22 protein-coding genes are annotated in these 24,563 nt (G+C 72.5%); 14 read left to right on the plus strand and 8 right to left on the minus strand.

Features of this window, described 5'->3' with window-relative positions; translation table 11 throughout:
• Positions 1-88: 88 nt before the first annotated feature.
• Together ABZZ17_RS37440 and ABZZ17_RS37445 are read right to left on the minus strand one after the other, a co-directional pair.
• A complete protein-coding gene (locus ABZZ17_RS37440) occupies positions 89-370 on the minus strand; it encodes a DUF3040 domain-containing protein (protein WP_356883394.1) in 282 nt (93 codons plus the stop codon).
• Positions 371-392: 22 nt separating this feature from the next.
• On the minus strand, positions 393-1,691 hold the full coding sequence (locus ABZZ17_RS37445) for an ArsB/NhaD family transporter (protein WP_356883396.1): 1,299 nt from the start codon (positions 1,689-1,691) through the stop codon (positions 393-395).
• Between the two features lie 532 nt (positions 1,692-2,223).
• On the opposite strand from ABZZ17_RS37445, the gene asnB reads away from it, so the two are divergent.
• Positions 2,224-4,068, plus strand: coding sequence for an asparagine synthase (glutamine-hydrolyzing) (gene asnB / locus ABZZ17_RS37450; RefSeq protein WP_356883398.1), 1,845 nt, complete (start codon positions 2,224-2,226; stop codon positions 4,066-4,068).
• Positions 4,069-4,117: 49 nt separating this feature from the next.
• Here the strand turns inward: asnB and ABZZ17_RS37455 are convergent, their stop codons facing one another.
• Entirely contained in the window at positions 4,118-4,933 is an 816-nt protein-coding gene (locus ABZZ17_RS37455; RefSeq protein ID WP_356883434.1) for an endonuclease/exonuclease/phosphatase family protein, read from the minus strand.
• A 331-nt stretch (positions 4,934-5,264) separates the two neighbouring features.
• On the opposite strand from ABZZ17_RS37455, the gene ABZZ17_RS37460 reads away from it, so the two are divergent.
• Complete coding sequence (locus ABZZ17_RS37460) at positions 5,265-5,795, plus strand: GtrA family protein (protein WP_356883400.1); 531 nt, start codon at positions 5,265-5,267, stop codon at positions 5,793-5,795.
• A gap of 182 nt (positions 5,796-5,977) precedes the next feature.
• On the opposite strand, the gene ABZZ17_RS37465 is transcribed toward ABZZ17_RS37460, so the two are convergent.
• The gene (locus ABZZ17_RS37465; protein ID WP_356883402.1) at positions 5,978-6,427 is read right to left on the minus strand and encodes a spore-associated protein; all 450 of its coding nucleotides are present in this window, start codon (positions 6,425-6,427) and stop codon (positions 5,978-5,980) included.
• A gap of 384 nt (positions 6,428-6,811) precedes the next feature.
• Between ABZZ17_RS37465 and ABZZ17_RS37470 the strand changes: the two genes are divergently transcribed.
• The 5 genes from ABZZ17_RS37470 (at position 6,812) to ABZZ17_RS37490 (ending at position 10,693) form a co-directional block, all read left to right on the plus strand.
• Entirely contained in the window at positions 6,812-7,735 is a 924-nt protein-coding gene (locus ABZZ17_RS37470) for a LysR family transcriptional regulator (protein ID WP_356883404.1), read from the plus strand.
• A gap of 300 nt (positions 7,736-8,035) precedes the next feature.
• Complete coding sequence (locus ABZZ17_RS37475; RefSeq protein ID WP_356883406.1) at positions 8,036-8,353, plus strand: hypothetical protein; 318 nt, start codon at positions 8,036-8,038, stop codon at positions 8,351-8,353.
• Between the two features lie 213 nt (positions 8,354-8,566).
• Positions 8,567-9,841: an NAD(P)/FAD-dependent oxidoreductase gene (locus ABZZ17_RS37480; protein WP_356883408.1), complete on the plus strand. Its 1,275-nt coding sequence runs from the start codon at positions 8,567-8,569 to the stop codon at positions 9,839-9,841.
• Between the two features lie 105 nt (positions 9,842-9,946).
• Positions 9,947-10,123, plus strand: coding sequence for a hypothetical protein (locus ABZZ17_RS37485; RefSeq protein WP_356883410.1), 177 nt, complete (start codon positions 9,947-9,949; stop codon positions 10,121-10,123).
• 126 nt (positions 10,124-10,249) lie between these two features.
• Positions 10,250-10,693, plus strand: coding sequence for a DUF6325 family protein (locus ABZZ17_RS37490; protein ID WP_356883412.1), 444 nt, complete (start codon positions 10,250-10,252; stop codon positions 10,691-10,693).
• Between the two features lie 119 nt (positions 10,694-10,812).
• Here the strand turns inward: ABZZ17_RS37490 and ABZZ17_RS37495 are convergent, their stop codons facing one another.
• The 3 genes from ABZZ17_RS37495 to ABZZ17_RS37505 all read right to left on the minus strand — a co-directional run bounded on the left by ABZZ17_RS37495 (position 10,813) and on the right by ABZZ17_RS37505 (position 13,975).
• On the minus strand, positions 10,813-11,094 hold the full coding sequence (locus ABZZ17_RS37495; protein WP_356883414.1) for an SHOCT domain-containing protein: 282 nt from the start codon (positions 11,092-11,094) through the stop codon (positions 10,813-10,815).
• Between the two features lie 118 nt (positions 11,095-11,212).
• Positions 11,213-12,208 carry a hypothetical protein gene (locus tag ABZZ17_RS37500; protein WP_356883416.1) on the minus strand — a complete coding sequence of 332 codons (996 nt, stop codon included), beginning with the start codon at positions 12,206-12,208 and terminating at the stop codon, positions 11,213-11,215.
• 93 nt (positions 12,209-12,301) lie between these two features.
• Positions 12,302-13,975 (minus strand): MFS transporter, encoded by a 1,674-nt coding sequence (locus ABZZ17_RS37505; RefSeq protein ID WP_356883418.1) that lies wholly within the window; start codon positions 13,973-13,975, stop codon positions 12,302-12,304.
• Positions 13,976-14,241: 266 nt separating this feature from the next.
• Here ABZZ17_RS37505 and ABZZ17_RS37510 point away from each other — a divergent pair, with 266 nt between their 5' ends.
• The 5 genes from ABZZ17_RS37510 (at position 14,242) to ABZZ17_RS37530 (ending at position 18,858) form a co-directional block, all read left to right on the plus strand.
• Positions 14,242-14,952 (plus strand): excalibur calcium-binding domain-containing protein, encoded by a 711-nt coding sequence (locus ABZZ17_RS37510; protein ID WP_356883420.1) that lies wholly within the window; start codon positions 14,242-14,244, stop codon positions 14,950-14,952.
• Between the two features lie 123 nt (positions 14,953-15,075).
• Positions 15,076-15,759 carry a GAP family protein gene (locus ABZZ17_RS37515; protein WP_356883436.1) on the plus strand — a complete coding sequence of 228 codons (684 nt, stop codon included), beginning with the start codon at positions 15,076-15,078 and terminating at the stop codon, positions 15,757-15,759.
• A 1,056-nt stretch (positions 15,760-16,815) separates the two neighbouring features.
• Positions 16,816-17,547 carry an ANTAR domain-containing protein gene (locus ABZZ17_RS37520; protein ID WP_356883422.1) on the plus strand — a complete coding sequence of 244 codons (732 nt, stop codon included), beginning with the start codon at positions 16,816-16,818 and terminating at the stop codon, positions 17,545-17,547.
• Positions 17,548-17,552: 5 nt separating this feature from the next.
• Entirely contained in the window at positions 17,553-18,281 is a 729-nt protein-coding gene (locus ABZZ17_RS37525) for a GAF and ANTAR domain-containing protein (protein WP_356883424.1), read from the plus strand.
• Positions 18,282-18,606: 325 nt separating this feature from the next.
• Positions 18,607-18,858 carry a hypothetical protein gene (locus ABZZ17_RS37530; RefSeq protein ID WP_356883426.1) on the plus strand — a complete coding sequence of 84 codons (252 nt, stop codon included), beginning with the start codon at positions 18,607-18,609 and terminating at the stop codon, positions 18,856-18,858.
• A 7-nt stretch (positions 18,859-18,865) separates the two neighbouring features.
• On the opposite strand, the gene ABZZ17_RS37535 is transcribed toward ABZZ17_RS37530, so the two are convergent.
• On the minus strand, positions 18,866-20,233 hold the full coding sequence (locus ABZZ17_RS37535) for a S41 family peptidase (RefSeq protein ID WP_356883428.1): 1,368 nt from the start codon (positions 20,231-20,233) through the stop codon (positions 18,866-18,868).
• A gap of 193 nt (positions 20,234-20,426) precedes the next feature.
• Between ABZZ17_RS37535 and ABZZ17_RS37540 the strand changes: the two genes are divergently transcribed.
• Positions 20,427-23,849, plus strand: coding sequence for a hypothetical protein (locus tag ABZZ17_RS37540; protein ID WP_356883430.1), 3,423 nt, complete (start codon positions 20,427-20,429; stop codon positions 23,847-23,849).
• A 99-nt stretch (positions 23,850-23,948) separates the two neighbouring features.
• Positions 23,949-24,344: a YciI family protein gene (locus tag ABZZ17_RS37545; RefSeq protein WP_356883432.1), complete on the plus strand. Its 396-nt coding sequence runs from the start codon at positions 23,949-23,951 to the stop codon at positions 24,342-24,344.
• The last annotated feature ends 219 nt before the right edge of the window (positions 24,345-24,563 follow it).

Below are 24,563 nucleotides of genomic sequence, written 5' to 3' on the forward strand. Positions count from 1 at the left end.
CCGCGTACTGGACGTACTTGGCTTTCGCCCGGTGCGGCGAGAGCGCGTGCCAGGCGTCGCGGGGCAGACGGGAGTTTGACGACAGGCCCTAGGGCCCGCGCCGGTGCGGGCGGCGCCGGCGGCCTGCGTCGAAGAGGTTCACGGCGAGCGCGGCCGTGATCAGGCCGCCCGCCAGCAGCAGGCCGTGCGGCACCACCGCCCCGGTGACCACGGCGGACAGGGCCAGCAGCATGACCAGCCAGGCCCGGCCGCGCCGGTACTCGCGGGGCCGCCGCGGACGCCCCGTGCCCAGGCCGCGGGCGAAGCGGGGGTCGTCGTGCCACAGGGCGGCTTCGAGGTCGGCGATCTTCTCGTCGTCCGATTCGGTCATGGTTTCGGCCTCCTTTCCGTGGTCAGGCGAGGGCGAAGTAGCGGAGCCACACGTAGAGGCCGGCCAGGGCCGTCGTGACGGCGGTGACGACCAGGCCGTAGCGGCTGAACTGCCAGAAGGAGATGTGGTGTCCGGCCCGGTCGGCGATGCCCACCGTGACGACGTTCGCGGAGGAGGCGATGATCGTGGCGTTGCCCGCCAGGTCGGCGCCGAGGGCGAAGGACCACCACAGCACCTGGGCCTGCCCGTTCCCTCCGGAGGCGGCGACGATCTCGGAGACGACCGGCCCGGTCGAGGCGACGAAGGGGATGTTGTCGATCACCGCGGACGGCACGATCGACCCGTAGAGCAGGGCCATTGACGCGCCGAGCAGACTGCCGTCCAGCGCCCGGGCCGCGGCCTGCCCCAGGTCGGTGAGGATCCCCGTCCGCACCATGGCGCCGACCATGACGAACAGGCCGGCGAAGAACGCCAGGGTTTCCCACTCGACGTCGGCCGCGACCCGGCGCGCGTCGATGCGCGAGACGGCGAGCAGGACGAGGCCGCCGGAGATCGCCACCACCGAGGGCTCCAGGTGCAAGGTGGTGTGCAGGACGAAGCCGGCCATCACGATCACGACGACGACGCCGCTGACGGCCAGGAGGCGTGCGTCGGTGATGGCGTCCCGCTCGCGCATCGCCATGACGCGCGCGGCCCGCTCGGGGTCGTAGGAGAACGCGCCGCGGAACATCCACCGGGCCAGCACCGCGAACACCACGACCAGCACGGTGGTGACGGGCGCCATGTGGAGCAGGAAGTCGTTGAAGGAGAGCCCGGCGCGGGACCCGATCATGATGTTGGGCGGGTCGCCGATGAGGGTGGCGGCGCCGCCGATGTTGCAGGCCATCACCTCGGCGATCAGGTACGGCGCCACGGGCAGGGCCAGGCGACGGCACACCTCGATGGTGACCGGGGCGATCAGCAGGACGGTGGTGACGTTGTCCAGCCACGCCGACAGCAGGGCGGTGGCGAAGATCAGCAGCACCATGAGCCGGTACGGGCGGCCGCGCGACCTCTTGGCCGTCCAGATCGCGACGAACTCGAACAGTCCGGTGCGCTTCAGCACGGAGACGATCAGCATCATGCCCAGCAGCAGGAAGATGACGTTCCAGTCGATCCCGGCCGCATCGGAGAAGAACGCGTGCTCCGCGCTCGTCGCCCCGATCAGCAGCATGACGACCGCACCGCCCAGCGCCGCGGTGACCCGGCCGACCTTCTCGGTGGCGATCAGTACGTAGACGGCCGCGAACACCGCCACGGCCGCCCAGGCGGAGCCGCTCACGGCGGGCCCGGCCAGGTGGGGGCGGGGGCGGCGAGAGGAATTCGCGGGGTAGGCGGCAGGTTCGTCATCGGCGCTGGCTCCGTTCGTGCCGTGGCCCGGAACACCCGCCCCGCCCGACCGGATCCGCGCCTCACACGCCGATGCCGCAACCAGGGCTCAGGGTGCTCCTCCACCCCACCCTCTCCCTCGGCACCACCCGCCCACATCGGGGCCGGCACCCATCTTCCGCCCGCCCGCCGGCTTTTCCATCCCCGTACCGTCTTGGGTAAGCCACGGGCAGCCCTTTAGGTTTTCATTATCCAACCCACCCTGACCTTGCGATTCCTTTGCCTTGGCTTGCCCCCTCCTTTGCAGTAGGGGTTCCTAGGGGATGTGACCGGTAGCGGCCGGAACTAGCGTCGGGGCCGACAAGCGCACCCCTCGGGCGTCGAGGCCGGCGTACGTGCCGGAACGGGGCCCCCGGCGGGGCGGAGCCGTACCGGCCTACGCATCGAGCCCCCCGGGAAGCGCCGCGACTACGAGGAGCATCGACATGTGCGGCATCGCCGGCTGGATCGCCTACGACCGGGATCTCACCCAGGAGACCACCACCCTGGACCGCATGGTCCGGACACTGACCGGGCGGGGCCCCGACGCCGGAGGCCGGTGGATCGACGGGCCCGCCGCCCTCGGCCACCGCAGGCTCGCCGTGATCGACCTGGCCGGAGGCGTCCAGCCGATGCGGGCCACCACCCCCGACGGCCCGGTCGTGCTGACCTACAGCGGCGAGGTGTACAACTTCGCCGAACTGCGGACGGAGCTGCGCGGAAGGGGCCATCACTTCCGCACGTCCAGTGACACCGAAGTCGTCCTCAACGCCTACCTGGAGTGGGGTGAGGCGATGGCGCCCCGGCTCAACGGCATGTACGCCTTCGCCGTCTGGGACGCCCGCACCCGCAAACTGGTCCTGATCCGGGACCGGATGGGCGTCAAGCCGCTCTTCTACCACCCCACCGCCGACGGCGTGCTGTTCGCCTCCGAACCCAAGGCGATCTTCGCCAACCCGCTGGCCGAGCCGGTGGTCAGCGCCCGCGGCCTGCGCGAGTTCGTCGCCTTCAACCGGCCGCCCGGCGAAACCATCTGGGACGGCGTGGCCGAGGTCGTCCCTGGCACCGTGGTCACCGTCGACCAGGCCGGCATCCGCAGCCACACCTATTGGCGGCTGGAGAGCCACGAGCACACCGACGACCTCGACACCACCGTCGAGCGGGTCCGCGACCTCCTCGACGACACCGTCGGCCGCCAACTCGTCGCCGACGTACCCACCTGCGTGCTGCTCTCCGGCGGCCTCGACTCCAGTGCCGTCACCGGACTCGCCGCCCGCCGCCGCGCCGCCGAAGGCCTGCCGCTGCACACCTTCGCCGTGGACTTCACCGGCGAGTCCGCCGGCTTCGTACCCACCGGTGTGCACGGCACCCGCGACGCCGACTTCGCCGGCGCGATGGCCCGCCACGCCGGCACCGAGCACACCGACATCGTGCTCGGCCCCGACTCCGTCGCCGACCCCGGGATACGCCGCCAGGTCGTCATCGCCCGGGACAGCCCGGCCGGCCTCGGCGACATGGACGTCTCCCTCTACCTGCTGTTCAAGGCGATCCGCGAACGGTCCACCGTCGCCCTGTCCGGCGAGGCCGCCGACGAGGTCTTCGGCGGCTACGGCTGGCTGCACGACCCTGTCGTCCAGGCGGGGGACACCTTCCCCTGGATCACCGCGGGCATGATCGGCGCGACCCCCAACACCCAGCCCGTGGAGATGTACGACCTCGACACGCTGATCGCGCTCAACCCGCTGGAGACCGTCGCCGAGAACTACGCGACCGCCCTCGCGGAGGTCGGAAGCGTCGGCTCGGAGAGCCCGCACGAGCAGCGCATGCGCGTCATGTCGTACCTGCACCTGACCCGCTTCCTGCGGATGATGCTCGACCGCAAGGACCGCATGAGCATGGCCGTGGGCCTGGAGGTCCGCGTGCCCTTCTGCGACCACCGGCTCGTGGAGTACGTCTACAACACGCCCTGGACGATGAAGACGTACGACGGCCGCGAGAAGAGCCTGCTGCGCGGCGCGACCAGGAGCCTGCTGCCGCGGTCCGTGGCCGAGCGGACCAAGAGCCCCTACCCGGTCATCCAGGACTGGCGCTACGCCGAGGCCCTCCAGAACAGCGCCAAGGACCTGCTGGGCGAGGACGGACCCGTCTTCCAGATCGTCAGCAAGGGCTGGCTGGCCGAAACCGTGACCGCCGCGCCCGAGAGCCTGACCCCGGCCGCCCGCAACGGCCTGGAGCGCGCCCTGGACACCGCGATCTGGCTGGACGTCTACCGGCCCGAGATCCGGATGTAGCCGGTCGGCTCCGACGGCCAGCCGGCCTGTCAGCCCGTTCGGGCAGTGTCTATGCCGTGTCCAGGTCGGCGTGCAGCAGGTGGTGGTCCGAGTAAGGGGTCGGACTCACACGGTGCCCGAGCGCGACGACGCCCCGCAGGAAGACGTAGTCGAACTTGCTCCGCCAGTCGGTCGTCGGCTGGCAGCCGCCGGTGCCCGAGGGGCCGCACCGGGGGTCCGCGTCCGTGGCCAGGGCCCACATCACGGCGAGTTCGGGGGTGTCCGGCACGGCGTTGAAGTCACCGAGGACGATCGCGCGGTCGTGCCGGGCGACGTCCTTGGCGAGTACGCCGGTCTGCTCCGCCCGGACCGCCTCCTGGCGCCGTTGGGCGAGGTGTGTATTGAAGACCCGGACGGGTCGGCCGTCCACCATGGTGGTGACGGCTATGTACCCGCGGTCCTCGGATCCACCGTCGGGGTATTCCGTGTGGGCGACGTCCGTCATCGGTGCTGCTGAAAGCACCGCCTGGCCGAAGCCCCCCGGACTCCACGGCATTCCCCCGCAGCGGCCCCAATTCTGCAGCACCATCCCGTACTCGACGTGGTAGACCAGCCCGTACAGGGCCTCCAGATGGTCCCGGATCCTCTCGACGTCCCGGACGCAGGCTTCCTGCATGCCGATGACCTGGGGTGCGTACGTGGCGATCTCCGCCGCCCGGTCGACGTTGCTCTCCCCGCAGGGGTTGCAGAGGTTCCACGTCATGACCCGGTTCGGTACGACGTCACCGGCGGCTCCGGCGGGCAGCGCCTTGGCGAAGAGGGCGCTGCTCGGCGCACCGGGGCCGACGAGCGCCACGCAGGCCACGACCAAGGCGCCCCCGAGCATTCGCGTGGCCCTACCGAGCACCGTCGCCTCCTCGCAGCGGATGCCCACGGCATCTGACGTCTCCACGGACGAGCTTATGGGACGGATCTTTCACCACCGCACGCCCTGTAGCGGATCTCGATCCGCTCGCCTGACGGGCATAGCGTTCACCTTCATCCAATGCAACGGGAGGGGGTTTCGTGTTGCGTTAGTTTTCGATCCAGTGCAACGATTTATGGGCGCTGAGCTGCTGATACATCGCTCGATCGCAATATGTGCGTTGCTCGATCCGTGAATGCAACGTAGCGTTTCCATCGTAAGAAACGGTGGATCGGTCGAAGGGGTGGGGGCCATGGAGGCAACAGCGCAGAGCCGGCGGCAGGCCGCACCCGGTGCCGTCACCGCCTTCGCCCGCTTCGTGCTGTGCGGCGGGGGAGTGGGGGTGGCATCCAGCTTCGCGGTGGTGGCCCTCGCCTCCTGGATGCCCTGGGTGTGGGCGAACGCCCTGATCACCGTGGCCTCCACGCTCCTCGCCACAGAGCTGCACGCCCGCTTCACCTTCGGTGCCGGGCGGCGTGCGACCTGGCGCCAGCACGCGCAGTCGGCCGGGTCCGCGGCAGCCGCGTACGCCGTGACCTGCGTCGCGGTACTCGTCCTGCAGCAGCTGGTGGCATCGCCCACTGCCCTGCTGGAGCAGGCCGTCTACCTGTCCGCTTCAGCCCTCGCCGGTGTCGCCCGCTTCGGGGTTCTGCGCCTGGTGGTCTTCGCCCGCAACCGCTCCCAGGACGTCCCGGCCGCAGTGCGCGCCGCCCGCCCCGTCCCCGCGACGCTTCCCCGCGCCGGAGCAGCGGCGGCCCCGGCCGAACTCTGCCGCGCCGCCTGACGGGGACCCGGACGGCCGCGCGCCCGAGGGAGGGGGCCGGACGCGCCCTCGCCCCGGCAGAACTCGGTGAGTCTGCCGGGGCGAGCCGGACCGCGGTGGTTCCCGTGTGGTCGTCAGGTTGTGGATCCCGCCCCCGGCGACCGTACGACGGCGCAGGACGTCGCGGTCAGGAGGGGCCCGGGTCAGCGGACCTCGGTGACCCGGTGTTCCTTGCGCGCGCCACAGTTGGAGTTGTACACCTGCACGTGCACGTTGCTGATGCCCCCGCCCCAGTCGACGCAGTGGCCCTTGCCGTACACGTAGGCCGGGCCGGCGTACGACGTGTACCGGCCGAAGTCCTCGCCCCGCTCCCAGGTGTCGGTGACTTCGATCCAGAGGGCCATGTCCACGGCGGCACCCGGGTTGTTGCGGATGGTCGCGACGCAGTTCTTGCCGTTCGAGGCGTTGTACGTCAGGTAGACGGTGCCCAGCGAGCCGATGGCGGCCTGGTTCACGGTCTTGTAGGCGCTTCCGCAGACCTTCTGCGGCGTGGTGTTGGGCGCGGCGGTGGCGGGCGCCGCGAGCGCGGTCGTGGCCCCCAGCGCCAGGGCGGCGAACGCGGTGGTGGTGAGAACGGAACGGGTGAGTTTCATATTTCCCCCTGCTGGTCATGGGAGTTGGTCACTTCTGCGTGATGTGACACACATGACGGCGGAACGGTTCCGCGTCGTCGGCAAAAGATGTGACCGCGCCACCTCACCACCCCGCCGGCCGGCCGACGGACGGCCAACGCGCTCCATTCGTCCGCCACCACGCCGCCCGCGCCCGTGAACGGGAAGGCGCCCTCACCGCGCCTCGGCCGCGACCGCGCCGACGTGGCGGCGGGTCGGCACCCGGCATGTTCCTGAGCGCTGTCCGGACCAGTGCTCAGACCATGCCGGGTTGCCGCCCTGGGCCCGAGATCGATCCTCACAGGAGGCCAGACCCCAGTCAATCCTCGGATTTTATTGCCCTGACCCAAGCTGTAGCTTGGGTCAGTGACTCTTGACGATCTTCGATTCTTCGTTGCGGTGTGCAAGGCCGGGTCGCTCAGTGCGGTGGCGCGCGAGGTGTCGTGTACGCAGTCGGCCGTCAGTCAGCACGTCAAACGCCTCGAGCGCGAACTGGGCCTCAGTCTCGTGGAGCGCCACCCCCGGGGAATCGTGCCCACTCAGGCAGGGCACCTGTTGCGCGTGGCCGTCGAGGACGGCCTCGGCGGCATCGACCGCGCCCTGCGGCAGATCGAAGACCTCGTACGAGGTCACGGCGGCTCCGTCCGGATCACCACCGGGGCCACGACGGTCCGCCACTTCATGTCCGATGCCATCGTCGACTTCCGGAGCCGCTACCCACAGGTCAGTCTGGAGTTCGAGACCGAGAACTCCAGCCGCGGCTGCTTCGACGCGCTCGCCGCCGGCGGTCTCGATCTCGCCTGGATCACCATCGGACCGTCCGTGCGGGGCATCGAGCAGCGCCCCGTGATCGAACTGCCCTGGGTACTGGCCGTCAACGCCGAACACCCCCTGGCCGCAAGGCCGTTCATCGAGCCAGCGGACCTGGAGGGCATCCGGGTCGTAGGACTCCCCGAGAACTCGACCTCCCGGGCCCACCTCGACAACTGGCTGCGGGAGTCAGGGGTCCAGCCGGTCTTCGACACCAGCGTCACCGACTGGGACACGGCGATCCTCCTGGCCGAACTGGGCCTCGGCTGCGCGATCGTCCCCGCTCTCCCCGGTTGGCGCGGCCCCCGTCACACGGGCCTGCGCCTCGTCCCCATCCCCGCCCTCCCCGAACTCGGCGCGGGATGGGCCGTCCGGCGCTGGGACGCGCTGTCCCCGCTGGCCCGTACCTTCGCCGACACCGTCGCCCACAACTGCGCGACCGCTCACACCCGTCCCCGGCAGGAACGGCCGGCACCGTGACCCCGACCGGGGCCGGATGCGTGACGCGGGGGCTTCCCGTAGCCGGCCTCTCCACGACAGCGGAGGGCGACCGGGGCCGCTCCCGGGCCCGCCTGGTCGAGTTCCGGGCACCGCGAGGTCGTTGACGGGCGTGCGCTTGTCCTGGCGTCGCGGCCGGCCCGAGCCTGGATGGAGCCCGGCGGGAAGGCCGGTTCCGCTCGCTTGCCGCCCACCGGAATCCGGTCCGGCGAGGAGCGGACCCACCGCAAGCCGAGTACGCCCGTACGACCCCGTGCCCACGACGACGTCCCAGGGGGACCCATGCGCATCAGGCGCCGGATCGCAGCCACCACCGCAGCGGTGGCCATCATGACGGCCGGACTCACGGCCGTGACCACATCGCAAGCGGCGGCCGTCGGGAGCTGCTCGAAGAAGAACGTCACGGGCAGCGGCGGCCACGCCGGAGCCTACATCGCCTGTAAGGGGAGCGGCCGCTTCCAGGCGTACATCACCTGCGAGCGCACCGACAACGGCCTCGACTACACCCACTACGCGGCGTGGCGAACCGCACCCGGCACCGCGGCGGTGTGGTGCGACCTCGGGGCCCGCGTGACCGGCTGGGGCAAGATCGTAGGCTGAGGAACCGCGCCCCGGCACCGGACCCTCGTGCCCGCGCACGCCACCCCGCCGAGGAGAGTTGCGACTTCGCCGCGCTCCTCGGCGGGCCGTCCGACGTCAGGAGGCCGGGATCCCGTCCCGACCGGCGGCCCGGTCTTGACAACTGCTCATGTACCTGACAGCAGTGGCACTGCACACTCCCACCGGCCGCACCACGAAGGGAGCGATCAGCGCATGGTCAAGCCTGAGAGCGCGGGATCCGACTACGACGTCGTCATCAGCGGAGCCGGTCTCGCCGGCAGCGCCGCGGCGATCCTGCTCGCTCGACGGGGCGTCCGCGTCGCACTGCTGGAACGCCGCTCGGACCCGGAAGCGTACAAGGTGCTGTGCACCCACTCCCTCACGGCCTGCGCCTACCCGGTGCTGGACGAACTCGGTCTCGTCCCCGCGCTGGAGAAGGCGGGAGCCGTCCGCAACGAGGCGCGCTGGTACACCCGTTGGGGATGGATCGAGCCGAGGGCGGCGCCGACGGGCCCCGAGCTGCCGTACGCGTACAACATTCGGCGCAGCGTCCTCGATCCGCTGATCAGGTCCCGCGCGGCGGACACCCAAGGCGTCGACCTGCTCCTCGGTCATCAGGTGACCGGGGTGGTCCGGGAAGCCGGGCGGACCGTGGGGGTGCGCGCGTCGACACCGCAGGGCGAGCGCGAGATCCGGGCCCGCCTGGTGGTCGGTGCCGACGGCAAGGACTCGGCCGTGGCGAAGCTCGCCGGGGTGCCCGCCCGCCTGCACGAGAACGCGCGGTTCGGCTATCTCGCGCACTTCCGGAACCTTCCGCTGCACGGCGGGATCGGCCAGACCTGGTTCCTGGAGCCGGACATGGCGTACGCGTTCCCCAACGACGACGGGGTGACGGTCATCGCGGTGCTCCCGGACAAGAAGCGATTGCCGGCCTTCCGGGAAGACCTGGAGGGCAGCTTCCTCGCCTACGTCCGCGCCCTGCCCGAAGCGCCGCCCATCGACTCCGCCGAACGCGTCACGAAGATCATCGGTGCGGTCAACTACCCGCTCCTCAGCCGCCGGCCGACCGCACCGGGCGTCGCGCTCGTCGGCGACGCCGCCCTGACCGGCGACCCCCTGTGGGGGGTGGGATGCGGGTGGGCCCTGCAGTCCGCGCAATGGCTGGCCGAGGCGGTCGCCCCGGCCGCGACCGGTCGGGGAGACCTCGACAGGTCGCTCGCGGTGTACGCGCGCAGGCACCGGCGCCGGCTGCGCGGTCACCAGTACCTGGGAGCCGACTTCGCCAAGGCCCGTCCCTTCAATCCCGTGGAGCGGCTGGTGTTCTCGGCGGCGGCGCGCGACGAGGAGGTGGCGCGGCACATGTACCTGTTCGCGTCCCGCCTGATCGGGCCGCTGCGCTTCTTGAACCCCGTGGCCCTGGCCAAGGCGTCGGCCGTCAACATCAGGCACCGCCGGGCGGCCGTGGCCCCCGTACGCCGGGCCAGGTGACGGAATCCTGGTGCATACCGGCCAGTAAGCGGGCGGAACGGTTGCGGATTTGATAGTTCTGGCCTGAGCCGGTCGAACCGTTGCCGGCGGGAGAGGGTGAGGGCCGTGTTCGAGGTCGACCGTCCGCGGGTTGTCGTCTGCCCGCACTGCAGGGCCACGGACCAGGACGGGGCGGCCAGGACGCTGTCGGCCGCCGGCGGGGTGCTGTCGGTGACCTGGCACGCCCGCGGCTGTCCGCACCTGGCCGCCGACCTGATCCTCGCCTCGGTGCCCGGCCGCTGACCGCGGCCGGCCACCGGTTCGGTCGGAGGTGCGCGGCCTCGGGACGGATGCTGCAATGGAGACGGGGGTGTGCCGGCCCTTGGCCGCATCGCCGGGCCGCCGATCCGCCGAGTGCGAGGAGTGGTCATGAGCGACGACGTCGAAGACATGGGTCCCGTCGACTTCCTGGTCGTCGAGTTTCCCGGAAACCGCATGACGGGTGAGGCGTTTCCCCTGCTGGTCGACTTGGTGGACCGGGGCATCGTCCGCATCCTCGACCTCCGGTTCATCGCGAAGGACCTCGACGGCAGTGTCATCGCCCTCGAGATCGCGCAACTGGCGGAGGAAGACGGGGACGCGGCGAACCTGGCCGTCTTCGACGGAGTCTCGTCCGGGTTGCTCGGCCAGGACGACCTCGACGAAGCGGCGCACGCACTGGAGCCGGGCAACGGGGCCGCGGTGCTCGTGTACGAGAACGTGTGGGCGGCTCCCTTCGCCCGTGCGCTGCGGCGCAGTGGCGCGCAGATGGTCGCCGGCGGCCGGATTCCCGTCCAGGCCCTGCTGGCTTCCCTCGAAGCCGAGGAAGCCTGAGCCCCTGAGCAGAGGAAGCCTGAGCGGGACCGCGAAGCTGAGCGCCGGGGAAGCCCCGGCGCTCAGCTTCGCGGTCGTCGCCCGCGTCCGCATCCGTCAGTCGCCCGCGGTCGGGACCGTCAGGAGCTGAGGATCTTGCGCTTCTGCTCCGCGAACTCGTCCTCGCTCAGGATCCCCTGCTCTTTGAGGGCGCCGAGTTCCTTGAGCTGGTCGATGCGGCTGCTCATGTCGTCGGCCGGCGGGGCGGGCGCCGGCGCGGCGGGGGCCGCGTTCTGCTGAGGGGCCGGAGCCTCCTGTTCGGCCCACCGCCCGGCCTGGCGTCGCGAGACCCGGTTGGAGACGGCCGTTGCCGTACCGGCCACCACTGCGGTGCGTGCTATTCCTCGAAGGAGACCAGGCATGTCGCTCTCTCCCTTGGTCGGGGCCGGTCCGGGGCATCCGGTATCCGGTCCTCCACTTCCTTCCAGCATGGCACCGACAAGGGCTTCGCGCTGAGGCGGGCACGTCGCGGGTGCTCGCTCAGGGACAGCTCGACACCGGGTCGTCGTGAACGAGGGCGCAGACCATCTGTTCGCCCCGCCGGTCGTCCGGGTAGGTCCTGACCAGTTCGGCCTTGAAGTCGTTCCACTGGCGCGTGGTCTCGGCGGTGGCTCCGGAAACGGCGCGGTTGAAGTTGTCGCCCGTCTTCGAGCGGAGGGATGCGGCAGTGTCCTTGTTCAGGGCGCGGTTGTGGGTGACGCGGCCGGCGCAGTCCTCGGACTTGACCCCGGTGGAATCGAAGTCGGGGTAACAGCCGGTCGTGAGGTCCACGGGCATGCGGGCGCGCGCGTCCCGGGTCCAGTCGGCGTCCTTCATGGTGCTGTACCGGCGGATGTCGAGGAAGGGCGCGACGTCGGCCCGCGCCAGTCCGGGAGGGTTGGAGAGGCCGACCGCACCGGGGGCGGCCCGGTCGGACCAGTTCGAGTGGGAGTAGAAGTCCTGGACCGAGTGCCAGCCGCGGCCCAGCTGTTCCAGGACGTCGCACTTGGCGCGGCCGGAAGCCTTCTCCCAGATGCAGGGGGACGAGAGGTCGCTCTGGTCGGCCCGCACCTTGCCGTGCGCGTCGACGAGGCCGTCCGCCGCCCGGATCGCGTTGCGGAAGCGGGCGACGGAGGAACGGATGCAGGCGAGGAGCTCGGTGGTGGCCTCGTCCCGGCTGCGGGGATAGTCCTGGACGTGACGCGCCGCGAGGTAGTCGGCGTTGTCGCAGTGCAGCGGGCCGAGGAGGAAGTACCCGCCGTGGTCATCGGCATTGATCGCGCCGTCGCGCGCACCGGCCATCGCGGACAGCGTGGCCGGCTCCCAGGGCAGGGCCGCCCGCGTGACGGTCTCGTGGTTGCCGCCGGTGAACGTGACGGTCTCGTGGTTGCCGCCGGTGAAAGCGAGCGCGGGGGCGGGCGGCACGGCCGCCAAGGCGATCACGACGGCAGCCGGGAACACCACTCGCACAGAGCGGGGCAGCACGCGGTACGACATGCGACGCTCCCGTCCTACGAGGGCGCGCAACCGGAGTGAGCCGGCGCCCCGGTGACAGTCGAGCTTCCGAGGCACGGCCGTCCTCCCACCAGCCTAACGAACGGAGGGTGCGGGTGCCGGGGGCCCGGCGGGCGCCCCCCGGGCACGCCCGCCGCCGGGCGGTGTCGTGGAAGGGGCCGTCGGGATCCGCTGGGTGAAGAACATGGCGATGAGGGCGGCGAAGGCGAGGATGGCCAGTGCGGCGCGCAGACCGTCGAGTCTCGCGGCGCTGTTCGCGTCGATCGCGGCAGAAGTGACTTCCGGGCTCGTGCCCGCCTCGTCGAGGGCGGTCTTGAGCTGGGCGTCCGACATGAACGGCACGCCGCTTTCGAGCGTGACGGTCGCCTCGCTCTTGACCTGGGCCGGAACCGCCGGGTTCTGCTCGATGCTGGTGAGGAAGGAAGCGCTGAGCGCCGCGATCAGGATCGAGCCGGCGAGTGCCGTTCCGATCGACGCGCCGAGGTTGGTGACGGCGTTCTGGATGCCGCCGACCTCGGAGCTCTGCTCGTCGGGCACGGCGGAGACGGTGACGGCCCCGAGCTGGGAGGCCAGTGCTCCCATGCCGAGTCCGATCAGCAGGAGCGGGACGGTGACGATCTCGGCGCCCGCATCCGCGTCCAGTGCGGCGAGCAGGGCCACCGCGCCGACGAGCAGCGCGAGGACCCCCAGTCGCACCACGCGGCGGGGCGAGACGTTCGGGAGGAAGCGCGGGATCAGGATCGCGGCGGCGAGCAGGGTCAGGGACAGCGGCAGGATGTGCGCGCCGGTCTCGAGCGCGGACAGGCCCAGGGCGACCGACAGGTAGAGCGGTACGACGAAGAAGACGCCCATCTGTACGAGGTACTGGAAGAAGAACATCGTCAGGCCGCCGGTGAGCTGCCGGTTGCGCAGCAGGGCCGGGTTCACCAGGGGCTCCCGCTGCCGCTCGACGAGGCGGGCCTCCCAGTGCAGGAAGAGCCACATCAGGAACAGGCCCGCCAACATCAGCCAGACGACCAGGGAGATCCCGAGCCAGGCGGGCGCCCCGGGCTTCGGCAGGAACCAGCCCCATTCGCTCGAGCGGAGGACGCCGTAGACGAAGGATCCGAGCCCGAGGGCGGACAGTACGGCGCCGACGAGGTCGATCCGCCGACGCTCGCCGACCGGGGCGTCGGCGGTGCGGCGGGCGAGGAGCAGGATGCCGAGCACGATGACGACCTCGCCGGCGAAGACCCAGCGCCAGGAGAAGTACGTCGTGGCGACGCCCCCGACGAGCGGCCCGACCGCGATCGCCGCGGCTCCCGAGGCGGCTACGAGTCCGTACGCGGACGGCCGGCGCTCCGGCGGGAAGTTGCCGGCGACCAGTGCGACGATCGCGGGCAGGATCAGCGCGGCCCCGATCCCTTCGAGGAACGACCAGCCCAGCAGGAGTACGGAGAGGTTGGGGGCCAGCGCGGTCATCAGCGACCCGCACCCGTAGATCACACACCCGGTGAGGAACGCCCGTTTGTGGCCGATGAGCGCGCCGACCTTACCGCCCGGGATCATGAACATCGCCATCACGAGGGTGTACGCCGTGATGGCGCCCTGGATCCCGGTCACGGTGGTGTCGACGTCTTCGGCCACCGTCGCGATCGACACGTTCATGACGGAGCTGTCGAGCGCCATCAGGAACTGTCCGGCGGCGAGCGTCAGCAGTACGACCCCCGCCCGTGCCGGCTTCTCTCGTGTGCCTGCCTCGGGTGCCATGACAGCACGCTCGCAGCGGCCCCGGCCCGCTGCTCATCGACCCGCCGGGGAGGTCAGCTGATTGGCGGCAGCCGCACACGGCCGGGAGGAGCCCTCGTGCGGCGCGGGTCCGTCCGCGTCCGGTACCCGGAGCGCGGTGTTCCCGGTAACCCTTTCGGGCCGGGGGCGTTGGGGTGACGTACCCCCCCGGCCGGCCCTACGGGCCCCACGCCGAAGGCCGGGGCGCCCGCCTGCCGCAGAGCCCGCCCGCCACTGTCTGGAGATCCGTGTTCCCCACTCCCCACCCCGTCCCGCACGAGCCGGCCCCGTCGCGCCGTTGGCACCCGCTGCTCGCTGTTCCCGCCGTGGCCGTCGCCACGCTCCTGATGCCCCCGCTCGGCGCGGCGCTCGCCTTCATGGCCCGCTGGGACAAGGCGGGCCGGGCGGTGACCGTGGTCCTGGCCTCGATCTGGTTCCTCGTCCTGGTCGTCGCGGCTTCCGGCCCGAAGGCCGCGCAGGACGACGCGAAACCCGGCGCCCTGCCCGCCGTGACGGCCACCGTCACCGTCACCGCGACGCCGCCCGCACCGCCCGCCTCCGGTCCGGTTCCGTCGGCCACGTCCGCCGCACCGGCCACGCCGGCGCCAGTGGCGTCCGTACCGGTACCGGCGGCCGTCGCCACGCCTGCGCAGGCACCGGCCGTCCCCGCTCCGGCGCAGCCGCAGGTGCCCCAGGCACCGCCGAACCGGCCCCGCCCTCCCGCGGCCGACGACGGCAAGGCGAGGACGCTCGTGGACGCGACGGCGGGCGGAGGATCTTCGTCCGGCGGAGGCTCGACCACCGGCGGAGGCTCGTCTGCCGGGGCCGGGGGAGGCCGCGGTGTCTCGTACCGGAACTGCACGGCGGTCCGGGCCGCGGGAGCGGCCCCCATTCGCCGCGGGGACCCCGGCTTCGGAGATCACCTGGACCGGGACGGCGACGGCGTCGCCTGCGAGTGACCGCGGTACCCGCGTGGCGATCACCTGGGAGGGCCGGGAGAATGGAACGGCCGGACGGCGGCGGCGTCGGCGGCATCTGCCGGACGAGGACACGACGGCCGGGGCAAGGCGGGATGTGTGGCCATGGTGCTCGACCTGCTGCTCATCGGCTTGGCCGTGACCCTGTTCCCCTTGCCGATCATGGCGTTCGTACTGGTCGTCTCCGCACCCCGGGGCGTGCGCAAGGGGCTGGCGTTCATCCTGGCCTGGCTGGCCTGCCTGGTGGCCGTCATCGCGATCGTCCTGCTCCTGACCGGCGGAGAACCGCCGCCGCCCCGCTCCCCGCCCTCCATCGCGGCACTTGCCGCGACCCTGCTCATCGGCGTGGGTCTGATCGGCTACAGCGAGCACAGGCGGCGCCGGCGCCACCGTTCCGCGACGGCCCCGGGCGACCCCGAACGGGAGCACCCGCAGGCGCCCGGGACCTCGCTGTCGTCACGCATGGACGACGCCACCGGCTGGTCCGCGGCCGCGCTCGCCGTGCTCCTGCAGCCGTGGGGGATGGTCGGCGCCGCCGCTGCCACCGTCGTGCAGGCCGACCTCTCCCACGGCGCGTCCTTCCTGGCCCTCACGGGCTTCTGCGTCCTGGCCACCTCCAGCCTGCTGGCCATGGAGCTGTACGTGGTGTTCGTGCCGGAAAGGGCCCAGGTCGCGCTGACCGGCCTGCGCGCATGGCTCGAACGGCACAAGGAACCGGCCGTCGTGGTCACTTGCCTCGCCCTCGGGCTGTGGCTCGTCGCCAGAAGCATCTACCAGCTCACCGGATGAACCCCGGCAGAGGCACTTGAGCACCGACGGACCGTCGCTTCCGCCTCGCTCCTCACCCCCGCCGGCGGCGCCCTCCGGATCCTCGTCGCGATCGGCGAAGAAGCGTGCGAGGCCCCGGCCCGCCCGGGCCAGCAGCTCGGGTGAGGGGCGGCCGTAGCCGGGCTGCTCCAGGCCCCGGCGGAAGGGTTCCGGGTTGTCGGTGGACGCGCTCATCAGGGGCCTCCGTGCTCCTCGACGGCGCCCCGTCGGAACGTGACGCCGCGGGTGTTACTCCGCCAGGCCGGGCGCGGGTGTCCCGGGCGTACCGGCTTCGCGGACCCGGTGTGATCACAAGCTGCTGCGCAAGAGGTACCGAAAGGGAGGCCCACGACGCCGGGCCGTCGGCGTGCGGCCCCACCCGCCCGGCGCGGTTCCCAGCGGTCCCGGAGGCCCCTGCGCCCACACCCCGAGGGCGGGCGCAGGGACCTCAACACCCGAGACCGGTCACCGAACCGGGCCGGACACGACGGGTCTGCACCTCCGGCATCGGCCCGGAGGCGCATGGCTGTGACCCGGCGCGGCGGCCGGCACTGCACGGGGCCGGTCCGGGACACGGAGAGAACCGGGGGTGCCGTCCGTCGTGCGGTCCCGGCCCAGCCACGGAGGCCGGGTCGGGAGAGGTGATCACGGGGTCTGGGTGATCGGGGAGGAGATCTTCGCGGCCACGGGGTCCGGGTGGCAGGAAGGTCTGAATGATCACGGGGGCTGGGTGATCACGGACGGCCTGCCGCTGCCCCGGGGTCACTGAAGCGGACCGTGTAGGAGGCACGGACGGACAGTGGTGACGGGGCGGGACCGGCCGGAGCCCATGGTGGCAACATCCGCGACCCTGAAGCGACCCTGGTGCGGCGCATTCACCCGATCGCGCGTGGAGTGACGTTTCCCCTCAGGCGCCGACCTGCGGCGCGCGCCGTGCCGTGCTTCCGGCCGGACCGGGATGGTCCGCGGGGATCGCGGGCGGGACTAGGCTGGAGGCGACCTCGCGGCCGGCGAGTCGGGGCGGGGGAGGTGAGGCGCATGGCGGCTAGTACGGCGATGGCCCGGATCCTCGCCGAACTCCGCCCCGAGGCGGGCAGTACGGACTTCTTCGGCGGTGACCCGGCCCGGTGCGCGGTCGTACTGGGTTTCGACGGCGTCGCGGTCTCCCTGACCACGGCGCAGGGCTTCAGCGAGCTGGTCTGGTGTTCGCCCGGCGTCAGTGCCGCACTGGAGGACCTGCAGTTCACCCTCGGCCAGGGACCGGCCTGGGACGCCGCCGCGCGCCTGGTCACCGTGACCGAACCCGAACTGCTCTCGGTGGAGCTGGACCAGTGGCCGGTGCTGCTGGCCGAAGCCGTCGCCCTCGGAGTGCGGGCGGTGGTGTGCATCCCCCTGCACCTGGGCGGCGCCTGTCTGGGTACGGTGACCTTCCAGCGAGCCACGCCCGGCCCCATGACGGCCTCGGCCCTCCTGGACGCCCGGCTCCTGGCCGCGGCCATGCTCGCCGTCATCCTCGACAAACCCCCCACGGCCCAGGACTCCGCCACGCCGGAAGAACATGCGAACTTCCACCGGGCGGTCGTGCACCAGGCCACCGGGATGATCAGCGTGCAGGCCGGCATCACCCTCGCCCAGGCCCTGCTGCTCCTGCGCGCCTACTCCTACCGGCACTCCCGCCCCGTGGGAGACGTCGCCGCGGACGTGGTGGCCCGACGGGTGCATTTTCGAGAACAACCGGAGCCGGACGCATCTGGCCGAACGAAGGAGTGAAGGCCATGAACCGCGAGACCCGCGTCCTGGAAGTAGTCGTCGAAGCCGTCGACACGATGCTCGACGACTACGACCTCATCGACTTCCTGCAACGCCTGTGCGAACGCTGCGTCGAGCTCCTCGACGTCTCCGCCGCCGGCGTCATGCTCGTCGACCACAGCGACACCCTCCAGCTCATCGCCGCTTCCGACGAGCACACCCGGCTCCTGGAACTGTTCGCCCTCCAGCACGACGAGGGCCCCTGCGTCGAATGCCACCGCACCGGCCACACATGGCTCAACGTCGACCTCAACACCCCGGCGGCCACCGCCGGGTTCCCCGCCTTCGCCGCCCGGGCCCGCGAAGCCGGCTTCGCCACCACCCACGCCCTGCCCATGCGCCTGCGCCACCAGGTCATCGGCGCCCTCAACCTGTTCCACGAGCAGACCCGGACCCTCACCCCGGCCGACGTACGCCTCGCCCAGACCCTCGCCGACGTCGCCACCATCGCCATCCTCCAGCAGCGCACCATCGACCGCCAGACCGTCGAACACCAGCAGCTGGAAGCGGCGCTGACCAGCCGCATCACCATCGAACAGGCCAAGGGCATCCTCGCGGAGCGCTGGCAGACCGATCCCGACACCGCCTTCACCGCCCTGCGCCGCCACGCCCGCGCCCATCGCATCAAACTCTCCGACCTCGCCGTACAGATCGCCGCGGGCACCCTCGACACCGACACCGTCGACCGCGCCTGACCGGCCCCGGTACCCGCCGAGGTCACCCGACCGGTGGCGGGGGCGGTGGCGGAGGAGGGAACGGCGGCGGGGGCGGAACACGTGGTCGGGGCGGAGCCGCCGGTGGCGGCGGCGGGGGTTCCGACGGAGCCCGGCCGGGCCGATGCCGGGGCGGCCGTGTGGTGACCGGGGGCGGTGGAGCCGGCGGCGGGGGCGGAGGCAGCTCCATCGCCGGCAGCAGCGGACCGCCCGCGCGCAGCCGGGCAACGGTCAGTTCGTTGCGGCGGCGTGCGGTCGGCGAGTCGTCGCGTGCGTAGACGAGCCGGATGCCGGCGAGGCCGAGGTTGTGGACGGTGAAAAGCCGGTAGCCGAGCGCGTGGGCGATCTCCTCGACGCGGTGCCGCTGTGCGGCCGTGGCGTGGCCTGGCAGCAGCTCGACGCGCCCGCGGCCGTCGAAGCGCGAGCGTACCTCGTCGTCCTTCACCTGACTCCACCCCCGGGGAACGGCCGGCGGCCAGGCGGCCGCCACGCACCACGATCGTCGCACGCGCGCGAATCCTCCGCGATCACGATCACGATCACGATCACGATCGCCTGACGTCGAGTCAGTCCGGTGTGCCGCTGTGGTTCCGGAGGACGTGCACGGCCCTGTCGAAGGCCGAGTCCTTCCGCTGGTCGAACTCCTCCTTGGTGAAGACGGGTTCGGTGAGGTGGGGCGGAATGCCCGCGCCGTCGAAGGTCCTGCCCGAACGGGTGAGGAACTCCTCGTTCGGGAGCCAGGCCTCCATGCCGTTGGGGAGCTTGCGCTCCAGGTGGTCCGAGAAGGATCCCTGGGTGGGCTGCCCGATCCGGACCGTCTTTCCGGGCCGCTCCATGAGGGCCTGAGTGAACGTTTCCCCCGCGCTGAGGGTCGAGCCGCCGGTCAGCACGGCGACCGGCCCGGTGTAGCGGGGGCCCTGGGCGGGCGTGACGTACGCGGCCTGGGGGCGCGTGTGCCGGGTGGGGTCCGCGGGGTCGTTGCGGGCCCGCTTGGAGTAGGCGAGGTAGGGGGTGTCGGTCAGACGCCCGGCGAGGTGGAGGCCCAGGGCGTCGTCGCCGCCCCCGTTGATCCGCAGGTCGATGACCAGGCCCTTCAGGCGCCGGGTGCGCTCCTGGCCGAGGACCGTGTCCAGCGCCCTGTCGAGCTCGGCCAGCTCGGCGGCGTGGCCGCCGTCGGCGTACCCGGTGAAGCCGGAGATCCGGAGGTAGCCCTGCCCGCCGGGGAGGTCGGCGTAGGTGATCCGCCCCTTGGCGAAGTCCTGCGACTCCCGGGCGTCCTTGAGGTCGCGCTCCACGATGTACTTCTTGACCTCGGCGTCCAGTGTCCCGTCGGGCATGACGGTGCCGGGGCGGACCCGGTGGAAGAGGCGGGTGCCGCCGCCCAGGACGGCGACGTGGGCGTCGTTGAGCGGTGTGACCATCTCGCTGAAGACGGCGAAGAGTTCGTCCTTCGACGTCTTCGCGTGCACCCGGGGCCGGTACTGGTCGCGTACGGCGTGCCAGTCGATGCCCTTGGCGGCGAAGAAGGGGTAGTTCTCCTCGAAGGACTGCCAGAAGACGTCGAAGGCGGCGAGCGAATCCTCCGGGGCCGTGGACGTACAGGCCTCGGGCAGCGCCGGGATCCGGCGCAGGTTCCGGACGCCGACGTCGCCGGCCGTCCCCACGGACCCGCGCTGCCCTTGGACGCGTACGGTGAAGACGGTGCCGTCGGACGTCGTGTAGGTGCCGGCACCGGTCCGCTGCGCGGAATCGGTCTTGAGGCAGCTGACGGCGGTGGTCTGGTACTCCTGGAGAGTTCCGTTCCGGATGGAGAGCACGGTGCCGTAGCCGTCCGTACGCCAAGTTCCTTCTGTGCCGGGCTGTTGGGCGGTGGCGGCAGGCGCCGTTCCGGCGGCGAGGGCCAGTACGGCGGTGGTGGCCGTGACGATGCGCACGATCTTGCCTTGTCTGTAGGCGACTTGCTCGGTACTGCCCCACGGTCGCCGACGCGCGGTCCGCCCGACCATCCGGCTATCCGGTTGATCTTGGTGGGGCAGGCCCCCGCTACCGGCGGTACCCGGCGCGCGGCTGTGGGGCCGGTCCGATAATCGCTGCGGCGGGCTCGCGTCCTCGGGCACAATGCCCGCGATGATCTCCACTGCCGATGAACTGCTCGCCGCCCTCGAACCCCTGCCGCACGCCGCCCGGCTCCGGTTCACCGCCGTCACCGCTCACCGGCTCGCCACCCGGGGCGAACTGCACCCCCTGCTCGCCGCCCTGGACGCGCGCGGCCCGTACGAACGCCGCCTCGCCGCGCTGGCGGCCCTGACCGCCGGGGAGACGGCACACCTGGCGCACCGGCTGGGCGACCCCGACCCCGTGGTCCGCCGGTACGCGCTGCGCGGCGCCCGGCGACTGCCCGTCCCGGACGCCGTCGTCGAGGCTGCGTACGACGACGCCCCCGCCGTGGTCCGCGCCGACCTCGCACGGCTGCTGCGCGACGGGAGCCGGCCCGAACTCGCCGAGCGACTGGTGCTCCGCGTGCGCGGCGAGTACGGCGACCGGGACGCCGCCCGCCTGCTGCCGGGCTGCTCGCCCGGGTTCACCGCGCGGCTGCTGCCCGAACTCGCCCGGGCGCTCGCCTTCGAGGACTGGAGCACGCTGTCCGCCCGGCATCCCGCCGCCGTCCTCGACCACGCGGAACGGGAACTCGAAGACCTGCCGGAGCAGTTGCGCGACCTCTGGTGGAGGCGGCACGCCACCGCTGTGGCCGCCGCCACGACCGCCGCACCGGGGCGCGTCCTCGATCTGCTGGAGCGGTACGCCCCCGCCAACCTGCCCGGTCCGGTGCACGACCGGCTGGGCGAACTCGTCGCGGTGGACGCCGGGCGCGTCGTGCGCTGGCTCGCCGACCCCGGCCGGGCGGCCGAGCGGTGGGAGCGGACACCCGGCCGGGCCGTCATGCGGCAGCTGGTGGCGGCGGATCCGCCGGCCCTGCCCGAGCTCGGGGCCCGGTGGTTCCACCGGGACGCCTTCGGCGTACTGCTGCGGTCGGTGCCACCGGCGCGCCGGCCCGGCTTCCTGGACGCCGTCGTCGCGTGCGATCCGAGCAGGAGGCCGCACGCCGGGGTGCTCGCCCTGCTGCCGCCCGCCGAGCAACAGGCCGGAGCCCGGGCGGAGATCGAGGCACTCCGCGCCGAGCGCGGCACGGACTGGGACGTCTCGGACCTGCTCGCCCTGCTGCCGCCCGCCGAGGCCCGCCCCGAACTCCTGGCCGCTCTCGGTACGGGCGACTCCGAGGAGCGCGGGACGATCTGGGACCGGCTGGTCTTCAACGCGGGCCACACCCGTGATCCGGGGCAGGTCGCCGAGGTCCTCGCACTGGCCGCCGGCCGACTGTCCAACGAGCGCGACCCCGTACGCGGGGAGGCCCTGTCCGGCTTCGCCGACCTGCCGACGCCGCTGCTCGTGGCGGCCCTCGGGACGGGCGCGCCCACCGGGGACCGCACCGGGGCCGACTCCCTGGAACGGCTGTGCCTGGCCGCCCTACGGGCCCGGGACTGCTCACCCGGCACCCGGGACACGATCCGGACCCTGGCCGTCACCCTGCTCGCCGCCGTCGCGGACCCGGCTGCCGATGCCGGCGCCGCCGCCCTGCCGACCGCCGTACGCATCGTCGAGGCGCTGACCGCCCACACCGGCACGCCGGAACTCGGACACCTGGACACCGTGCTGCGCGGCAACGGGACGAGCATCCTGCTCGACGTACTCGGCCCGTCGCTCGACCGGGCCGCCGAGCGCGGGGACGTCCTGCCCCTGCTCGCGCTGGTCACCTCCTGCGGACACCGCGCGTACCGGATACCCGAACTCCAGGACCGCCTCGAACAAGCCCTGCACACCTGCCCGGACGGGGTCTTCGCCGATGTCGCCGCAGCCTGGCTGGCCGATCCCGCGACCCGCGGCCACCGCGTGGCCGAGCTGCTGGCACGGGAGCCCTCCGCCGTCTTCCTGACCCCGGTGCTCACCGTGCTCGCCGCCGAGCGCACCGACCTGCTGGACCTCGCGCTGCCCGCCGTCCCCCTCCCGGGTGGCCGTTTCCCGGTGTCCGGAACCCCCCGGCCCCTGCCCCCCTTCCGGTACGCCGACCGGTGGCTGCCCCGGCAGCAGCAGGCCGCGGTCCAACTGGCCGCGGCCGTCATCGCCGACACCGGCCGGGGCCTCCACGAACGTGCCGCGCTGCTGCGCGCGGTGGCCCCGGTACCCGGGCACGGGCGGGCCCTGCTCCACCGCCACACCCGCCCGGCCGGCCACGCCGAGCCCGCTCTGACGGCAGCGGCCCTGGACGCGGCCGCCCACACGGACGACCCGGCCTCGGCCCTCGCGGCCATGCTCGACCATGCCGGCGACGACAGCGCCGCGGCCGCCTGGTCTGCCGCCGGCCGCGCCGCCGCCCACGCCCGGCCCACGCAGGTCGCGGCCCTGCTCCATGACGTCCTGACGCGGGAGAGCGGGGTGAAGGTCACCGTCGGCAAGGCGGCCGCCCGGCTGGCCGCCCGACACCTGCCGCCGGGCGCCGCCACGACGCTCCTGTCCACCGTGGGGAGCGCCCCGGGCGTCCATCCGGACGTGCGGGCCACCGTCGTCGGTCTGGCCGCGACACTGCTCCCGGCCGAGGAGATGTGGACCCTGCTGGAGTCGGCGGTCACCGACGGACCGGACCCCGCCCGGCGCACGCTCCTCGACCTGAGCCCGGCGGATCTGGCCCCGGCCCATCGCGCGCGGTACGGGGAGCTGGTCGCCCGCCTGCCCTTCGAGGCCGGCGGACAGACGGCGGACCAGGCCCTGTACGAGCTCCGCGACTGGGCGCGGTACACCCCCGCGGCCGGAACGGCGCTGGCGGACGTCTACACCGACCTCGCCTCGTCGCTGAGCGCCAGGCAGGTGAGATACGCGCTGACGGAGCTGGCCCAGTCCGAACTGCCCCACCCGATCGGCGGCGTGGCGCCGGGCAGCCTTCTGCACGACGTCGTGGACCGGCTCCTGGCACGCATCGCGGCCGGCGAACCGGAGGGCGGCGGGCGGGACGGGGATCTGCCGGCGCGCCGCCGCCTGGAGTCCCTCCTCGGCTACTTGCACCGGGACCACCGGATGTGCGCGGCCCTGGCCCGGCAGCTGACGGCCGAACCCGCGGTCACGAGCGCCCGCACCGCCCTCCTCGTAAAGGCGGTCGACCTGGAGGCCGCCGAGCCCGAGCTGCTGCTCTCGCTCGGCGAGCTCATCGCCGCGATCGAGGGCCGGCCCGTCCTCGCGGTGGGGGTGGCCAAGTACGTGGAGGAAACCCATCGGTCCGGCAACCGGCTCGCCGACCCGGCCGCGGTGCTCGCCGCGGTCCGTGCCCTGAGCGGCGGCGGCGGTCTCCCGGAGGGCCTCCTCGCCGTGGGCCTCGCCAGGGCCGTCGGTATCCGCCAGGACTGGCCTGAGACCTGCCGCGCCGTCGTCGTCGAACTGCGCCGCCACCCGGATCGGGAGGTCCGCGAGGCCGCGTACGCCACGGTCCTGGGCGAAAACTGAGCGGCGCGCCGCGGCGCACCGATGAGTTTCGCGGTGCCCGGCTGTCTACCCTTCCGTAAGCCTGAAGAGCACAGCAGCCGCCCGGGAAGGGTGAGGAACATGAAGTACATGATCCAGATGAACGTGCCTGCCGCCCAGTGGGACACCATCATGTCGGCCTACTCCAAGGACGACATGGAGGCGATGTTCGCCCACATGAACTCCCTCAACGCGGACCTGGTCTCAGCGGGAGAATGGGTGGACGGGCAGGGCCTGGGCGGGCCCTCGCTGGTCAAGACGGTGCGGGCCGGGAGCGACGGACGGCCGCAGGTGACGGACGGCCCCGCCCAGGCGGGGGGAAGCATCCTGGCCGGGTACTGGCTGGTCGACGTCAAGGACGAGGACCGGGCGCTGGAGATCGCGGCACGGGCGTCGGCGTGCCCCGGCCCGGGCGGGGCGCCGGGCGCCGACCCGGTCGAGGTGCACCCGATCCCCGGGGACCCGACACAGGCCTGAGCCGACCGGAGCGGGCGACTCCCCGGCCGCCGCGAGCGGGCCGCCGGGGACGTCGGGCACGGGGCGGTGCACCTGAACCTGATGGCCGCCACCGGCCGACCCGTCAGGCCGGCGCGGCCGCCTGCGGAGTTACTTGGTGCCGAGACCGGCGTCGGAGACCTCGGGCTTGCCGGCGGCCTTGAGGACCTTGTTCAGGAGCCTCAGGTCGTAGATGCCGGC

It is taken from the genome of Streptomyces sp. NPDC006512 (assembly GCF_040611935.1).
GTDB lineage: Bacteria > Actinomycetota > Actinomycetes > Streptomycetales > Streptomycetaceae > Streptomyces.

Bases quoted from the DNA above. Each gene is read 5' to 3' on its own strand.
- ABZZ17_RS37440 (WP_356883394.1), bottom strand. From the start codon at position 370: ATGACCGAATCGGACGACGAGAAGATCGCCGACCTCGAAGCCGCCCTG.
- asnB (WP_356883398.1), top strand. From the start codon at position 2,224: ATGTGCGGCATCGCCGGCTGGATCGCCTACGACCGGGATCTCACCCAG.
- ABZZ17_RS37455 (WP_356883434.1), bottom strand. From the start codon at position 4,933: ATGCTCGGGGGCGCCTTGGTCGTGGCCTGCGTGGCGCTCGTCGGCCCC.
- ABZZ17_RS37460 (WP_356883400.1), top strand. From the start codon at position 5,265: ATGGAGGCAACAGCGCAGAGCCGGCGGCAGGCCGCACCCGGTGCCGTC.
- ABZZ17_RS37465 (WP_356883402.1), bottom strand. From the start codon at position 6,427: ATGAAACTCACCCGTTCCGTTCTCACCACCACCGCGTTCGCCGCCCTG.
- ABZZ17_RS37475 (WP_356883406.1), top strand. From the start codon at position 8,036: ATGCGCATCAGGCGCCGGATCGCAGCCACCACCGCAGCGGTGGCCATC.
- ABZZ17_RS37480 (WP_356883408.1), top strand. From the start codon at position 8,567: ATGGTCAAGCCTGAGAGCGCGGGATCCGACTACGACGTCGTCATCAGC.
- ABZZ17_RS37490 (WP_356883412.1), top strand. From the start codon at position 10,250: ATGAGCGACGACGTCGAAGACATGGGTCCCGTCGACTTCCTGGTCGTC.
- ABZZ17_RS37495 (WP_356883414.1), bottom strand. From the start codon at position 11,094: ATGCCTGGTCTCCTTCGAGGAATAGCACGCACCGCAGTGGTGGCCGGT.
- ABZZ17_RS37500 (WP_356883416.1), bottom strand. From the start codon at position 12,208: ATGTCGTACCGCGTGCTGCCCCGCTCTGTGCGAGTGGTGTTCCCGGCT.
- ABZZ17_RS37505 (WP_356883418.1), bottom strand. From the start codon at position 13,975: ATGGCACCCGAGGCAGGCACACGAGAGAAGCCGGCACGGGCGGGGGTC.
- ABZZ17_RS37515 (WP_356883436.1), top strand. From the start codon at position 15,076: ATGGTGCTCGACCTGCTGCTCATCGGCTTGGCCGTGACCCTGTTCCCC.
- ABZZ17_RS37520 (WP_356883422.1), top strand. From the start codon at position 16,816: ATGGCGGCTAGTACGGCGATGGCCCGGATCCTCGCCGAACTCCGCCCC.
- ABZZ17_RS37525 (WP_356883424.1), top strand. From the start codon at position 17,553: ATGAACCGCGAGACCCGCGTCCTGGAAGTAGTCGTCGAAGCCGTCGAC.
- ABZZ17_RS37540 (WP_356883430.1), top strand. From the start codon at position 20,427: ATGATCTCCACTGCCGATGAACTGCTCGCCGCCCTCGAACCCCTGCCG.
- ABZZ17_RS37545 (WP_356883432.1), top strand. From the start codon at position 23,949: ATGAAGTACATGATCCAGATGAACGTGCCTGCCGCCCAGTGGGACACC.